At 39.7% G+C, this 15819-nt stretch carries 10 protein-coding genes and 1 pseudogene; 3 read left to right on the top strand and 8 right to left on the bottom strand.

Annotation, left to right across the window (positions count from 1 at the left end):
- Positions 1 to 154 precede the first annotated feature (154 nt).
- The 3 genes from AC1DIV_RS03055 to AC1DIV_RS03045 form a co-directional block, all read right to left on the bottom strand.
- Positions 155 to 1213 (bottom strand): glycosyltransferase family 4 protein, encoded by a 1059-nt coding sequence (locus AC1DIV_RS03055; protein WP_340878109.1) that lies wholly within the window; start codon positions 1211 to 1213, stop codon positions 155 to 157.
- A gap of 76 nt (positions 1214 to 1289) precedes the next feature.
- Complete coding sequence (locus AC1DIV_RS03050; protein ID WP_340878110.1) at positions 1290 to 2393, bottom strand: glycosyltransferase family 4 protein; 1104 nt, start codon at positions 2391 to 2393, stop codon at positions 1290 to 1292.
- Positions 2394 to 2411: 18 nt separating this feature from the next.
- Positions 2412 to 3155 carry a WecB/TagA/CpsF family glycosyltransferase gene (locus tag AC1DIV_RS03045; RefSeq protein ID WP_048687845.1) on the bottom strand — a complete coding sequence of 248 codons (744 nt, stop codon included), beginning with the start codon at positions 3153 to 3155 and terminating at the stop codon, positions 2412 to 2414.
- Between the two features lie 111 nt (positions 3156 to 3266).
- Between AC1DIV_RS03045 and AC1DIV_RS03040 the strand changes: the two genes are divergently transcribed.
- Genes AC1DIV_RS03040 through AC1DIV_RS03030 form a run of 3 tightly spaced genes read left to right on the top strand, consistent with a single transcriptional unit; the run spans position 3267 to position 7419 of the window.
- Complete coding sequence (locus AC1DIV_RS03040; RefSeq protein WP_340878111.1) at positions 3267 to 4697, top strand: O-antigen ligase family protein; 1431 nt, start codon at positions 3267 to 3269, stop codon at positions 4695 to 4697.
- Between the two features lie 4 nt (positions 4698 to 4701).
- A complete protein-coding gene (gene murJ, locus AC1DIV_RS03035) occupies positions 4702 to 6228 on the top strand; it encodes a murein biosynthesis integral membrane protein MurJ (protein WP_340878112.1) in 1527 nt (508 codons plus the stop codon).
- Between the two features lie 24 nt (positions 6229 to 6252).
- Entirely contained in the window at positions 6253 to 7419 is a 1167-nt protein-coding gene (locus AC1DIV_RS03030) for a glycosyltransferase family 4 protein (RefSeq protein WP_340878113.1), read from the top strand.
- A gap of 38 nt (positions 7420 to 7457) precedes the next feature.
- On the opposite strand, the gene tagH is transcribed toward AC1DIV_RS03030, so the two are convergent.
- The 5 genes and pseudogenes from tagH to AC1DIV_RS03005 form a co-directional block, all read right to left on the bottom strand.
- Entirely contained in the window at positions 7458 to 8255 is a 798-nt protein-coding gene (gene tagH / locus AC1DIV_RS03025; RefSeq protein WP_034315705.1) for a teichoic acids export ABC transporter ATP-binding subunit TagH, read from the bottom strand.
- A 17-nt stretch (positions 8256 to 8272) separates the two neighbouring features.
- Positions 8273 to 9070: an ABC transporter permease gene (locus AC1DIV_RS03020; protein ID WP_323596338.1), complete on the bottom strand. Its 798-nt coding sequence runs from the start codon at positions 9068 to 9070 to the stop codon at positions 8273 to 8275.
- Between the two features lie 3 nt (positions 9071 to 9073).
- Positions 9074 to 10279, bottom strand: a pseudogene (locus AC1DIV_RS03015) (CDP-glycerol glycerophosphotransferase family protein); the annotation flags it as partial.
- Positions 10280 to 10415: 136 nt separating this feature from the next.
- Positions 10416 to 11954 (bottom strand): glycosyltransferase family 2 protein, encoded by a 1539-nt coding sequence (locus AC1DIV_RS03010; protein ID WP_340878114.1) that lies wholly within the window; start codon positions 11952 to 11954, stop codon positions 10416 to 10418.
- A gap of 96 nt (positions 11955 to 12050) precedes the next feature.
- Positions 12051 to 15380: a CDP-glycerol glycerophosphotransferase family protein gene (locus tag AC1DIV_RS03005; protein WP_340878115.1), complete on the bottom strand. Its 3330-nt coding sequence runs from the start codon at positions 15378 to 15380 to the stop codon at positions 12051 to 12053.
- Positions 15381 to 15819: the final 439 nt, after the last annotated feature.

Below are 15819 nucleotides of genomic sequence, written 5' to 3'. Positions count from 1 at the left end.
CGAACCCCCCACTCGTCTTGAGTGGGGGGTTTTTGATGCATTACTAAGAATGGCCGTAAATAAAATCAAGTACAAAAAAAACACCAACCGTTACTTCAAACGATTGGTGGCTTTCCGATAAAACTAGCGAATCTAGTAATCTATTCCAAAATGATCATGGCTTGTTTTTAAAGTTGAGCATCTTGAGCAACGGCTGGTAGTTTGAATTGACCAAACCAATTTTCTCCACAAAAATCTCTATGATCAGCAGAAGTCCCGTTACAAGGATCAAAGCCCCCCACATCGTTGCAAATGAAAAGATTATGGCCGCTAAACCAAAGCAAGCAGCTAAAGCATAAATGAGTAAGACAGTTTGCTTATGGGTGAATCCCAAGTTTATCAAACAGTGATGTAAATGTGATTTATCAGCAGCCGAAATCGGCTGTTTATTGACGACCCTGCGGATAATCGCGAAAAATGTATCCGAAATGGGAACACCCAAAATGATGATCGGTACGATCAATGAAATCATCGTTACGTTTTTAAACCCTAGCAGGGACAGAACGGCAATGATGTAACCTAAGAATAAGGCACCTGTATCTCCCATGAAAATCTTTGCCGGATGGAAGTTATATTTCAAGAAGCCAAGAGTGCTTCCAATCACGATCAATGCGACCATGGCAACAAATAGGTCCCCTTTAATAAGGGCCATAGTTGCAATTGTCACTAATGCGATCGTTGAGACACCGCCTGCAAGACCATCAAGTCCATCTATTAGGTTGATTGCATTAATGATGCTGACGATCCACAAAATGGTGATCGGTATACTGAAAACACCAAATTCAAGTGTATCGGTAAAGAACGGCAAATTGATGAATTTCACTTCAAGACCGCCCCATAATACGATAATGAGGGCAGCCAAAACCTGGCCCAGGAATTTGGGTGCAGCTCTTAATTCAAAAATATCATCAGCCATCCCGATCAATATGATGACAAGGGCTCCCACCAGAAGGGGCAGCTGCTCCCCAAAATCATTCATGAAAGGCAAGAAGAGCAAGAAGGTAATGCAAAAACTCAAAAATATAGCTAAACCGCCCATGCGCGGCATAATTTTACTATGCACTTTTCGCTCATTCGGTTTATCGGTAGCTCCTAATTTAAAGGCCAGCTTTCCGACAAAAGGAGTCAAAAAAATGGATAATAAAAAGGCTACCAACAAGGCCCCTATTAACATCAAGAACCACCTCAATTCAACTAAAAATCTAATACCCGTTACGATCTATAAGAAAACCTATATATAAATGCTTATTTTAATTTTTCATCCTCAAATAAACATTATATACGTTATTGGCTAAAATCTCTATAGAAAAGTTGTTTTTTGCAAATTTTTGTAAATCCAGCCCTATCTTTGTCAAGTCCCCGGATTTTTTTAATTCCAAAGCATTGCAGATGGCCAGTTTCAGCTGTTCGACATTGCCGATATCCGTTATCCAGCCCTTGCTCCGATCGGGAATCAATTCCTGTACACCGCCGACATCACTAGTGATTGCCGGAAGACCGGATCTTGCTCCTTCAAGTAAAACGAGTGGAAAGCTTTCGCTTAAGGAAGTCAATAATGTGATGTCCCCCAACGGGTAGATTCGATCTAAATCTTCACGATACCCTAAAAAGTACACATGATCGGATAATCCCTTTTCCGAGACCATCTCTTCCAGAGCGGATCTCCTGCTTCCGTCCCCTGCAAGGATCAGCTTCACATGGGGGAATTCCGATACCACTTCACTTAATGCCGCTAAAGCAAATTCATGACCTTTCACCGGTTCAAGCCTTGCAGGCATAATGATGATGAAATCATCATTCCCGAACCCGAAATCTTCTCTTTGAAACGGGAAAGGCAGTTCCTTTTCAAAGTCAATTCCGTTCAGGATCTTCGTTATTTTGGTCGAATGGATTCCTTGGTCAATCAAGTCCTGCTTAAAGCGGTCGGAAACCGCCAGTATATGATCGGCATATTGAAATGACCTTACATGAAGGCCCGTAAACAATTTTCCTTTTACACCCTGCCCTAAAAAATCATGATGAGGCGAACTGTGAACAGTAAGGAGCCATGGGCATTTAATGAGGCGCTTTATAAAAGCACCATATATATTAGCCCGCGGACCATGTGTATGGATGATGTCTATATTATTTAGACGGATAAAGTCCCTTAAAGGTTTCAAAATTGAAAGGTCATATTTGGAATGTTGCTTGAAAAGTTCAGTTTGTATCCCGGAAGACATGGCCCGCCGGTATAGTTCACCATTTTCAAATACACCAAGCAAACACTCCTCTTTATTCAATTGGTTCAGTAAGGACATAATATGAAACATACCGCCGCCGGTTTCATTACCAGCGTTTAAGTGCAAGATTCTCATCCAGTCCACTCCTTATGTTCAGGAACGCTGCACCGTTTTCCTTAACCGCCTAACCTTTAATACGAATCTTGGCAGCGCAAGCATCCGTTTCCACCGTGAAGGTTGCTGGATCAGTCGGTACAACCATTCAAGACGCATTTTTTGCCAGAAAACCGGGGCGCGGTTCACCTTTCCCGCAAGGACATCAAAGCTTCCCCCTACCCCCATGAATAACCCTTTATTGAATAACGCATAATGTCTGGAAACCCATTTCTCCTGCCTGGGGAACCCTAATGCAGTCAATATGATGTCAGGTTCTAGTTCCGCTATCGACTTCGGCAGGGTATCATCCTTGATATCAATGTAACCATGGTTGTATCCCACCAACTCGAGACCCGGATATAATTCTTTCACTTTCAGGGCCGCTGCTTCAATCACGTTTTCCTCCGCTCCAAGCAGATAAACCTTCAACGCTTTTTCATCAGCGACCCGAAATAATTCATTCATCAAGTCGAATCCTGTAATCCGCTCTTGTAAAGGTTGATTTAGCCATTTAGAGGCCATAATAATACCAACGCCATCCGGAGTGATGTAATCAGCCGATATAATGATGTCTTTATAATCCTGATGTTCATTTGCATACTCGACTATTTCCGGATTTGCCGTAACGACAAACGTTTTTTCCTGATTCATCAATCTAGGATAAATCATTCCATTCATGAACTCATCCATATTGCTATCAATGAATGGAATGGTTAGTATCTCAACAAACTTCTCTGTCATTTCACTTCAGCCTTTCATATGTACTATACATCTAAAGGGTGGGGTATTATTCAAGAAATTTTTTCATACACATCATAGAACATGATTTTTGATTCAAAGGTGGTTAATCAATTGAAGTTTATAGAAAAACAATCGTTACCCATTCTATTTCTGTGCCTGCTCATCCCATCGGCAGTGCCTCACCCTATCGCCGGTTACATAGCAACGGCGTTGATGCTCGTTTTTATCGGTATAAATAAAAAAAACCTGTTATTAATTCTATTCATTTATTTCCCTGCCCGTCCCATATTGATGGAACTGAATAGCGGCTTAACTTATACAGGTGACCTGATCATCCTCACCTTATTCATTTCTTTGCTTATTGAAAAATTCAAAAAGAACGAATGGCCATTTTCGAAATATCATTTCACTGCGCCATTTTGGTTGTTTTGTTTAATCGGTGCCGGTGCTGCCCTCATAAACGGGGTGGGGATCCTCCCCATCTTGTTTGAACTCCGTGCATTGCTTATTACATTCTTGCTTCTTTACATTATCGGTGAATTAAATCTAGAAAGAAAGGATATCTTTCGCTTTTTGAAGGTAATCCTAATATTTACTATCTTACTTTGCCTGCATGGCATAGTGGAGAAAATCTTTTCACGTACGATCCTGCTTCCCCGCGCATGGGAATTGTGGAATCTTTCTCCAACAAACCGCATGAGGATTTATGGAGCACCAGCCAATCCTAATGTATTTGCCTTATTCTTAAGCATCCAGTTATTCCTTGGTTTCTTTCTATTTCAGTCGCTGAAAAAATATAAATGGATCGTCTTTCTGGCTGCCATCCTGATTTCCGGAACGTTACTGCTTACCTATTCGCGGGGCACGATGATTGCATTCGGGTTCGCTGCGCTTGTCTTTATAATTTGGACTAGAAATAAACCATTTCTCAAATATGCTGTAGGAGCATTTTGTCTCGGCCTGCTTCTTATTTATTACCCAGTTTTATTTGCTTCAAGTAAAGTGGAGGTATCCGCATCGATTCCCATGGAAAATGTGGTAATCGGCAGCACCCCCTCTTCCGAACACGAACATGCCCTCTCCAATCGCTTTTCAGAAATGTTCTCTGATAAGACCCTGCACCAAAGTACGGAATGGGGCCGGTTATATGTCCTAATCAAGGGAATTGACATTTTCAAAGATCACCCGATAATCGGCACCGGTCTAGCCACCTTCGGGGATTCTGCCACACTTTCCTTTTCCTCACCAATCTATCAGGAATACCAAATTGGTGAAAGGATGTATACCGATAATCAATATATCCAGATCCTGGTCCAAACTGGTGCGCTCGGCTTCCTTGCGGTTCTTGCATTCATATTTTTCACCTGCCGGAAAATCCTGAAATCGGGAAAAGGCACATTTGCGGCGTTCACCATCTGCCTGATGTTGGCCGCACTATTAGCAGGACTTTTCTACAATATTCTCGAAGATAAAACATTTACGCTGATATTTTATAGTTGTTTGGGATTCTGTTTACAGAAGGACATCATTTTAAAGGATTGAAAATATGCCTACTCTTTCAAATGTCATTAAATCGGTCGGGCTCGTCACCATTATTGCAGCCATTGGAAAAGTCCTCGGGTTCGGGCGGGAATCGATCATAGCCGCCTATTTCGGGGCATCATCCATGGCGGATGTTTTTTTCGTGGCAAGTCTCATACCAACCATTCTATTTACGGCTCTCGGCAGCGGTCTTCAGGCCGGCGTTATTCCAATTTACTTGGAAAAGAAAGCGGATAACCCAAAGAAAGCTGATGAATTCATCAGTGTTTTAGGTTCTTTCTTCATGCTTGTTGCCGGAGTCCTGACCATCGCCTGCATGATTTTCATAAAGCCGCTCGTCATGATGACAGCCCCGGGTTTCTCCGATTCAGAGCTTGCCCTGACGGAGTCACTGACCCGGATCATGCTGCCCAGTTTACTATTTTTCACGCTTTCATACATGGCGACGGGGGTCCTGAATGCGAATAAGCGCTTTATTCTGCCGGCACTCACTTCAACTGCACAAAACACGGTCATTATAGCAGCCACCGTATTGTTCGCTGCTCCCTTTGGGATTGAAGGACTGGCTTGGGGGTTTGTGTTCGGTGCAGCAAGCCAGTTCCTTATTCAATACCCATCATTGAAGAAATACGGAATCCGGCCCATCGTCTCTTTCCTGCCTCATAAAAGGCAGATTGCACAAACACTGTTCACCTTTTATCCAATCATTATCGCAGCTTTGGCGATCCAGTTGAATAGTGTCGTCGATCGAATTATTGCGACTTCGCTCGAAACTGGAAGCGTATCGGCCCTGAACTATGCGAATCGGCTGCTGTGGCTGCCATTGAGCATTGTCCTCACGCCGCTGATTACCGTATTGTACCCTTCAATCGTCGAGCGCGCGCTTATAGGCTATCAATCTTTCCTTAATTTGACCTTAAAAGGGTTGAAATCGTTGTTATTTTTAGCGATTCCGTTCATGGTCGTCATGTTAATCAGCGGAAACAGCTTAATCACTCTGGCTTTCCAACGCGGGGCTTTCGATGCTTCAGCAACTGACATGACTTATAGGGCATTCTTCTTTTATTCAGCTTGCCTCCCGTTTTTTGCACTGAGGGATTATTTGATGAACGCCTTTTACGCCTTGAAGAAAACGAAAGTGGCCATGTATTCCTGCCTGATTGCCGTTTTGCTTAACGTGCTGCTCAGCTGGGTTCTATCACGTTATCTCGGCGTCGGTGGAATTGCTTTAGCATCGGGGATTTCCATGCTCCTGCAATCCCTCTACCTTTTCGGCTACCTGTGGCTGAAGACAGGAAGAACGGACAAGGCTGCTTTCAGGGATGTTTTTCAGGAAAGCGGCAAGCTTACCATCATCGGAGCCATCATTTACGGAATCGCTCTCTGGATCCATCCGCTTACCCTATCGTTGCCCATCATCATGGAATTGGTGATCATCACGCTGCTGGTATTCGGATTATATCTCGCACTATCCATTCTTTTTAAAGTAAGCAGCCTGCAAGGGATGAAAAGGATCAGATCATCAAAGTAATACATTAGAAGAAGGAGTGCCAATATGAACATTTTAATCACAACCATTTTCAACTACCCTCATGAAGGAGGGCTATCGAGCCATATCACTACGTTAAAAAAGGGTTTAATGACACGGGGCCATAATGTGGACATATTATCTTTCTCTCAATTACCAGCTTTCAAGAGGAAGATGCTCGCCCAGGCTCCAGGATTTTTATTAAATAAAGTAAAACAGGGGAGCGGCCAGCTTTTCAATGATCGGCAACGCCAAAAATTATTGGCTTCATCTATTAATGGCTTGAAAAAGAACTATGATGTCATTAATGCCCAAGACATTTTCGCAACGCTCGCCTCCATCGAATCCGGGATACCAACGGTGCAAACCGTCCATGGATATTATTCATTCGAGGCAGTCAGCAGGGGCGCCCTTCTTCCGGACAGTGAAGAAGATTTGATCATTCGCGAGCTAGAAAGAAAAGCTTATCAGTCCGCTGCAAAAGTTGTGACGGTCGATCAAAGGATCAAAGACTATATAAATCATTTGGCACATATAGAGGCGGATACGATCAAGAACTTCATTGACGTGTCTGCTTTTAAACCGGAGATGGCAAAGCGGGAGCAAACTCGCCGGGACTTTCAAATACCGCTACATAAAAAGATGCTTTTCGTTCCGAGAAGAATGACGGAAAAGAACGGTGTCATCTACCCGCTCCTTGCTTTGCCGGAGGTGCTGGAAAACCATCCTGAAACGGTTTTGGTCTATGCAGGTACAGGGGAACAGCGAAGCCGGCTTGAGGAAACCGCAGCCAGTCTCAATATATCCGCTTCCGTACTTTTCCTGGGTTCTGTGCCGTTCGAGAAAATGCATAACCTCTATGAAGCATCGGACATCGTACTCATCCCTAGCGTTCATTCCCACGGGGTGGAAGAAGCGACTTCCATTTCCGCTTTAGAAGCGATGAGTTGCCGCTCACCCGTCATTGCAAGCGCAATCGGAGGTTTAAAGGAGATTCTCATTGATGGCGAAGATGGCCTTTTAGTAGAGGAAAAAAATAAAGAAGAACTTGCACAAGCCATCTCCCTTCTGCTTAAAGACCCTGAATATGCAGCAAAGTTAGCTTCGAAAGCAAGGTGTAAAATGGAAAGTGAATACTCCCACCTTTCAGCGGCCGAGCGGTTTGAGAAAGCTTATGTTGAAGTGCTTAACTAAAAAAAAGCAGACCCGAAGCCCGGGTCTGCTTTTCACGTTCATACCAGTGCGGAACTACGTCTTTTCATTTGCTCTTCACGGTATTTTTTCTGTTCTTGTTTAGACATGGCGTTATATTCTTTTAAGAATGCCTCATATTGCGGCATTACTTCCTTCATGGCACCGTATGCCTTTAACTCTCCATATTCAAGCCATAATGCCTTTTGGCAAAATTTCTTCATCTGACCGATTGAATGGCTGACAAAGAACATCGTTTTGCCCTTTGCCTTAAATTCGTTCATTTTCTCTAAACACTTCTCAGCAAAGTTTTTATCCCCGACTGATAAGGCTTCATCAATAATCAGGATATCTGGATCGATATGCACGGAAATGGAAAAACCAAGCCTGGACTTCATGCCGCTTGAGTAGGATTTCACCGGTTGGTCAATGAACTTACCAAGTTCCGAAAACTCAATGATCTCAGGCTCAAGTTCTTTGATCCGATTTTTATCGAATCCGAGCATCAGCATTTTCAGTTCGATGTTTTCCCTGCCCGTCAACTGATTATTCAGGCCCGATGAAACGGCAATCAAAGCCGTTTTCCCATTAGTTTGGACATTTCCGTCCGTAGGCGGGACAATGCCTGCAATAATATTGGACAATGTGGATTTACCTGATCCGTTGACCCCGACAAATCCTATTACATCGCCCTTTTCTGCTTCAAAACTAACATTCCTCAGAGCGAAGTACTCTTCCCCATAGCTTTTAGGCAAAAGGAGATCCAATAATTTTTCCGAGTTTTTATTATATAATTTATATTTTTTCGTTATATCTTTGACTATTACCGATTTTTCCAAATTTTCTCACTTCCAGTTTACTTAAAGTCAACAAAGCGATCTCTGAACCTGACATGCAGCGAGGAACCTATCATAAACAAGATGATAACGACTGCCCAGAAATAAATCGTATACTCCCAATGCGCTATCAGATACCATGATTCCCCCAACAACGAAGCTCGATACCCTTCCACAATATAATATAGTGGATTCAGCTTCATGATGTTGACTATGGTAGGGTGTTCCTTAGCATCCATTACCCAAAGGATTGGTGTTAAATAAAACATGACTTTCATTAAGGACACGATGATATTATGAACGTCACGAATGATGGTTGATAATGTTGAAGTGATTAAACCCAATGAAAATAACAGCAAGACCGTCGCTGCAACATAATACGGCAGTTGCAAGATGTAGAGTGTAGGGAGGTAACCTGTAAACCCTAATAGGATGATGATGACTCCCAGCAGCATGAGATGCTGATACAACTTAGCAAAGATGACATACGATGGAATCACACTCATCGGAAAGCTCATCTTGGATACCATATTCATTCGGGAATAGACGGATTTGGACGTTTGGGTTATGGCCGGGTTCACAAAGAACCAGACAACGATCCCTGCCATCAGCCATGGAAGGAAATCATCCCCGCGATTTAAGATGATAAATCCAAATACAAACCAATAAATCGCAATCTGTATCATCGGATTGATGATTTCCCATAGGACTCCCAGGTAGTTACTGCTGTTGGCACTTTTCACCTCATAAACAGATAAACGCCTTACCAAATAAAAATGTTTGATTTGTTCTTTTAAAACGGTCAAAGCTGAACTCATAAATTACACAGACCTTCCTAAAAACACTTTTTCTACGACACGGCGTGAAGCCTGGCCATCCTCGAGTGCACAAAACCGCTCGTGAAAATGATTGATATCATTGGTATTTTCATATTTCATCGTCTTGATACTATCAATGACCGCATCAGATGTTTTGACTAACAAACCTGGTGCATTCTTTTCGAAATCAAAGTAAAATCCGCGAAGCTTATCCCTGTAATTTTCAATATCATATACATAGAAAAGCATCGGACGCTGTAAATTTGCGTAATCAAAGAATACGGATGAATAATCGGTTATTAATAAATCCGAAATAAGATACAAATGACTAATATCTTCGTAACTGGATAAATCATAGGCGAATCCTTGATACGCCGATAAATCCAAGTTCTCAGAAACCAAATAATGAAGACGGAGCAAAATGACATACTCCTCCCCCAATTCCCGTTTCATTCGATCCAGATCCAGTTTTATTTCGAACTTATATTTTCCCTTGCTATAAAACTCATCATCTCTCCAAGTCGGGGCATATAAAACGATCTTTTTCTCTATTGGTATACCCAACTTCTGTTTCAATGAGTCGATTGTATCACGATTATTCCCGTTGTAAAGGATATCATTACGAGGATAACCTGTTTCCAGAATTTTAGAGGTATCGACATTGAAGGCCCGGGCAAAGATTTCACTTGAATAAGCATTCGGTGAAATTAAATAATCCCATTTACTTGATTCGGCATGGAAATTTTCTTTATATTTATCCGTTGTCGTTCCAGGCATATGAACTTCATTCATATCCGCTGCAAGTTTCTTTAGTGGAGTACCATGCCACGTTTGCAAATAGATCGTGTGCTTCGGCTTCGGAATCCAAAGCGGGAGCCTGCTGTTCGTCACCCAATAACGGGCCCTTGTCATTTTGAGCAGCCAACTGAATGAAAAACGATCGAGATATGGAATGCCTGCCTCTTCGAAAAGAGCTGCATACTTTTTATCTACGCTCCAATACATTTTATATTCAGGATGGTTACTCTGCAAGTATTCATAAATCGCCCGGGGATTACAGCTATACTGCTTGCCCAAAAAGCTCTCAAAAATGACAAGCTTCTGGTCCACTGGCAACACTGTGCCAGCAAATGCAAAAGCCATTTTATATCCTCTTAAAATAATTGCTTTAGCCTTATTTTTAACTAGCGATAGAAAGGAAGGTCTCTTTGAGGTTTGTACTTTTTCATTTGACATATCCGATCTCCCTTTTTATTGATTAATGATCATTGAACCATGCTAATTTCAAACTAAAAATAAGCTCACCCAATAAAAGGGAGAGCTTATTTTTGGCGTACTTCTACAGCTACTCCAAAGACTTAATTGCCAGTCCCAAATTATTTGCCACTGTTGTATAAAACTCCACATTTTTCTTATTATACGTCATCTTATTTTTCAGGACCCTTTTAATATTCATCAATTGATAATCATTGTAGCGAATGAACACTGTAAATAATGACATTTCCATTTTATCAATTTCTTCTAAAGAAACAGTAAACTTGCCTATATTACCGTCTATTTGAACTTCGCAATTGATTTCATTGTCCATTCTTTTTCGATCACGTATCAATACAGAATCTATGTTGTCTATATCATCACCATAAATCTCAAAACTTTGGTGATAGACATTATCCATGATAAAGGAATCCATTGCACGGGCAAGCATCGGTATCCTGACAAAGCGATATTCGTCTTCCAGAAATGGAAGTTCATAATATGGTAAACCATCTTTTATATGATACTTTTTATTGGAATCTCGCTTTAACCATTCAAATAACTTTACGAAATCCTCAATGCGATCGCCCATGAATAATTCAAGAGCCAATTTATAAACAGGCACCTTAAATTCATTCTTAAAGTCATATGACAGGTTTTTCGCAGTTTCGACAGCTTCCCTTAATATTTCTATAAAATCTTCTTTATTCTTGGATTTCACAAAAGTTTGGCTGTCGAACGTTTTTACAATATCGTACTCATAAATCCGGTTAAGGGCCACCTTTTTCAATTCGATGGCAATGTCCTTGGATTGAATATACTTTATTATGTCGATATCCGCTTTTCTTTTTTCCAACACATTCGTAACACGTGTTAAAGAAGAGGGATTTTCTGAAGTCCTATTGACATAATAAATAGGTTTTTTAGTAGTTGATACTGCTCTGACTTTAAAGAAAACATCATTAAAAAACCATTTATCTTCACCGAATTTCATATTCGGAAAACCAATTTCATTTTCTTTAATCATAGGCAGATTCATCATCCTGGCCGTTGGACCCATATGATAAAAAAAGTGCGGAACATCCATTGGGGTGATGCTTCTTCTTTCTTTAATGGAAGCAAACTCACCGATGACACTCTCTGCCTCAGATTCGACTTTTACCGTTTTGCCCACTACATAATCATCACCGGTTTCCTCCAGGATGTTATAGAGGCTTTCCAGTCCATCATGGGCAAGCCAGTCATCCGCGTCTAAAAAAGTTATATATTTGGATGTCCCCAACTCTATTCCAATGTTTCTGGGGGTCCCAGGTGACCCATTATTTTCTTGAAGAGTTACTGAACAGATATTTTTATATTTAGCTGTATACTCCTGAATGATTTTATTGGTAGCATCAGTCGAACAATCGTCAATAATGATATATTCAATCTGATCTATACCCATTGTCTGATTTATGACTGATTCAATCGTTTTTCTGATGAATTTTTCAGCATTATAAGCAGCCGTGACTACAGTGACCTTTTTTTCTTTTCCTAAAAATTTATTCCTTAAGCCAACAGGGTTATTTTTTATTGAAATATTACCGCTCTTTAAAAGTTCCCTCGCCTTTTGACGTACCAAGAAATTCATACGATTCCCTCCTTTTAAGTAGAGGTAACATAGATGTTTCTATCAGGCAGCCAGTTACCAGTTACTTAAAAGCAACAATACCCTTTATTTAAGGAATCAATCATTAAAAAATTTATCCACGATTCTCTGTGTAGCTTTACCATCCTCTATTCCACAATACTTCTCTCTAAATAAACCATATCTCTCTTTGTATTGCATGTTTATTTCATCAATATTGGTAATAGTATCGATAATCTCCTCAGTCGTTTTTAAAAATGGACCTGGTGCTTCCTTTTCAAAGTCCATATAGAATCCGCGGATGTTATCTCTGTAATCTTCCAAGTCATACGTGTAGTACAAAATCGGCCGGGCAGTATTAGCAAAATCGAACATTACGGAAGAATAATCCGTAATCAATATATCAGAAATCAGGTAAAGTTCCTGGATATCTGAATAATTGGATACATTTATCACGAAATCCTCGAATTCGCTCGGAATGCTCAGATTATTACTTATAACAACATGCATCCTTAACAACAGGATATATTCATCCCCTAGTTCTTCCTTCATTCTTTCCAAATCAAATTTCAGCTCGAAAATGAATTTATTATTTTTCGAAGTTTGATTATCCCGGAATGTAGGAGCATATAAGATGACTTTTTTTCCTTTTGGTATCTTCAGTTTTTCCATCACTGAGTCGGCAACCATTGAAGCATCTTCCTTGTAAAACAAATCATTTCTCGGATATCCCGTTTCCAATATTTCCCCTTCATATTTGAAAGCACTTCTGAAGGCTTTGGATGCGTATGGACTTGGTGATATTAAATAATCCCAAGTTCTCGTTGCACCATGCACCCGATTCAAGTACCCCTCGTCTCTTCCTTGAATATTATCGATATCAAACAGCATTTTTTTCAAAGGGGTTCCATGCCAAGTCTGAATATATGTCGTTTCCTTCCTTTTGCTTAAATAAGTAGGGAAGTTTTGATTATTTATCCAATAACCTGCTTTGGCTAAATAATAATAATATTCCGGGCTTAGGCGTTTGATCAGCTTCGTATTCTTTCCTTTTATCGGTAAATTACCATTATACACCCAAACTTTTTTATATTTATTATCCCTTTTGACCAGTTCTTCATAAATATATTTGGGGCTATCGGAGAATTGCTTCCCTATCCCACTTTCAAAAAGAATAAGGTTCCGGTCAACCGGTATGACCCTGGACATGATTTTATAAACTTTTTTCATGACAGGGAAATATTGTTCACTTTTCCTAAATCGATTCATAATGAGTTTTGATATCGGGTGGTTATATAATTTAATAAGTGAATTCTGATCTTTTTCTGCATGTTTAATCACTTCGAATATCCTTGAATTAGAATGGACATCCCGATATTTAATAAAACGGTTGGCCTTATCGATATACTTTTTCTTCATGACAAAATCAGTATTGGCGTATTCGGCTAATACACCTAACAATCCATCCAATTCATCAACGATTTCACCCGGAAGATCGTTATCCAAATCCAAATGTGACGGTCTTTTCCCTATGAAACGATCTCTATCAAATTGATAGTAAATAACCGGTTTATGCAGGAAACTAAAGTCGAAAGCAACACTTGAATAGTCCGTGATCATAATCGCACTTTCCTTAATTAACCTTTGGACATCCACTTCACCCTGACTAATCACCCGAACAGGGGCATCTTTAAAATAAGACGTGAATTTCTGCATATTAGGGTGAAGGCAAAAAATGATTTCAAACCCATTATTTTTAGATAACTCATGTAAAACCGGGTGATTCACCAAGTTCTGATACCTTTCGAAATACTCGCTTTCCAAAAATATTTCATCGGATGTAATCCAATCTCGCCATGTCGGAATGATCAGTAATTGCCGCTTTGTTAAAACATCATCCTTAAATAGTGAGTCGAACCTAGAAAGTCCGGTCGTGAATACTTCCTTCTCGTTGTATCCAAAATCCGTTACGATCATATCATTTTCGAAGTCTGAACTAACTAGAAAAACATCCGTACTAAAACCGGAGGATGCATTTTTGCCGTAGTTTGCAACCATGTTCTTAGTGCCCATTACACCATGTTGAAGAAATACTTTAACTCCCTTAACACGATTTTTAAATTCAGATGTTCTTAAAGGATATAAATAATCCGGATGATGTGATGAAATGATACGTGTCGATTCCATTGTCTTTTTAATATGATCCTTTGACTTGAAATAAAGGATATTTCCAAAGGGCTCGACGTTCTTGGCTTCCACGGAATTTTCTTCTATTACATAATACACTTCTTTTTCAGGGTGGTTTTCCCTCATATATTTAAAAAAGTGATATCCGGTATCTTGGGCTTTATAAGTTCTTTCACCAATTAGCCAAACATCCTTTTTCTTTTTAAATAGGGCCAGAAAACGCCTCCATCCCATCATCTTTTTTAAATATCGATAACTTTCCGTAGAGAAGTTAAACACTTCCAAAGATAAATTGGATGCTTTAAAGGTATAATATGGATTGATGATGGCCACTCCATTATTCGAGCTCACATCGGTCTTTTTTGTAAATAATTTAGTTCTCGTGGTTGGTCTTCCGACGCGTACCATTTTCGGCTCTTCCTGATCATGCAAATGTAATTTCATGTAAATATCATAGACATCATCTTCCAAGTCCACACTGACTAATTGTTCTAAATCCAATTTCAAATCATATATATAACGATTCAGTCCAAATTTCTTAATATTCATTTCCTTATTATGAATAAAAGATAGATTGGCCTGATATTCTTTGCCACTTTGTCTTCCTCTAACTAGGCCCTCACCTTTTATGATCACGGAATGCTTGGTGAAGATTTGACCATTAACCTGCATGGTCTTCGAATTGTTTTTGATTTTTTCAATTTGAGACTTAATCTGAATTTTAGGGGTTTTATTGATGCAAAGAGATATATTTCCTTTATTCGTTATCGAGAATATACTTTGTTTATCTTCATAGGTGAAAATACTTAAATTGTTCGTGTACGTCTCCTGAAAACGCCCTAGACGAATTGGAAATTCAATATGAACCTGTTCGTTCTCTTCTACATATTCAGCTTTATGTTCGATATTAAGTATTGTTTTCTTGCTCAGCTTTTCAATCGGAACGGCTACCTTTATATAACAGTCATAAACAGTCGGTTCATCATCTGCTAATTTCCTCATTAAATCTTTCATATCTACTTTAAAATCAAATTTAGACGAGCTCACTGATTCAGCTATTTTTATTTTTTGATCTTCATTTTCCCTAGAATGTAGCCATAGTTCTTTTGCGCAATAATGTTCTATTGAGAATTCTCCTTTAATCAATAGCATATTTTCTTCTTGCGCAATGGTCAGAACTTGTTTCAGCTTAATTTTAGGCGCTTTTTTTGCTTTCCCTTTTCCAAGAAGCTTTTTAATCATTTTAGACCACCTATAACAAATTATTTATTTAAATAAAAATGAATCATTCATTGTACTTTAAAATCATAAACTTTTTTTGGTTTTTCCTCAATATCATTAAACAGACAGGTAGATTTCCCGTATTTTCCCTTCAATTCCTCTTATGAACAAAAAAGAAAAAATCCAGGTGATTCATTGTCGTACTGAAACAAAAAAACCGCAAAAATCATTTGCATGTCCTTCCATGTTGCCAGAATGGAAAGGGAATAGCAAAAACATGTCTTTCAATTACAAAGAAGTCTTCTTACTATCAAAGTGAACGCTTTCAAAACAGGTCAACCGTTTATATTTTCCCCTCATTATGGATCCATAAAAGTTAAGCGATAGATTTATGGCCGATAGATACCATCCTCTGTCCTTTACCTTTCACTATTAGAAAACAGGGATTTATGAAGCCCCT

The sequence above is a fragment of the Peribacillus sp. 05N428 genome, from assembly GCF_056397085.1.
Note: the sequence above shows the minus strand (reverse complement) of the source record. Positions and strands in the feature narration are given on the sequence as shown.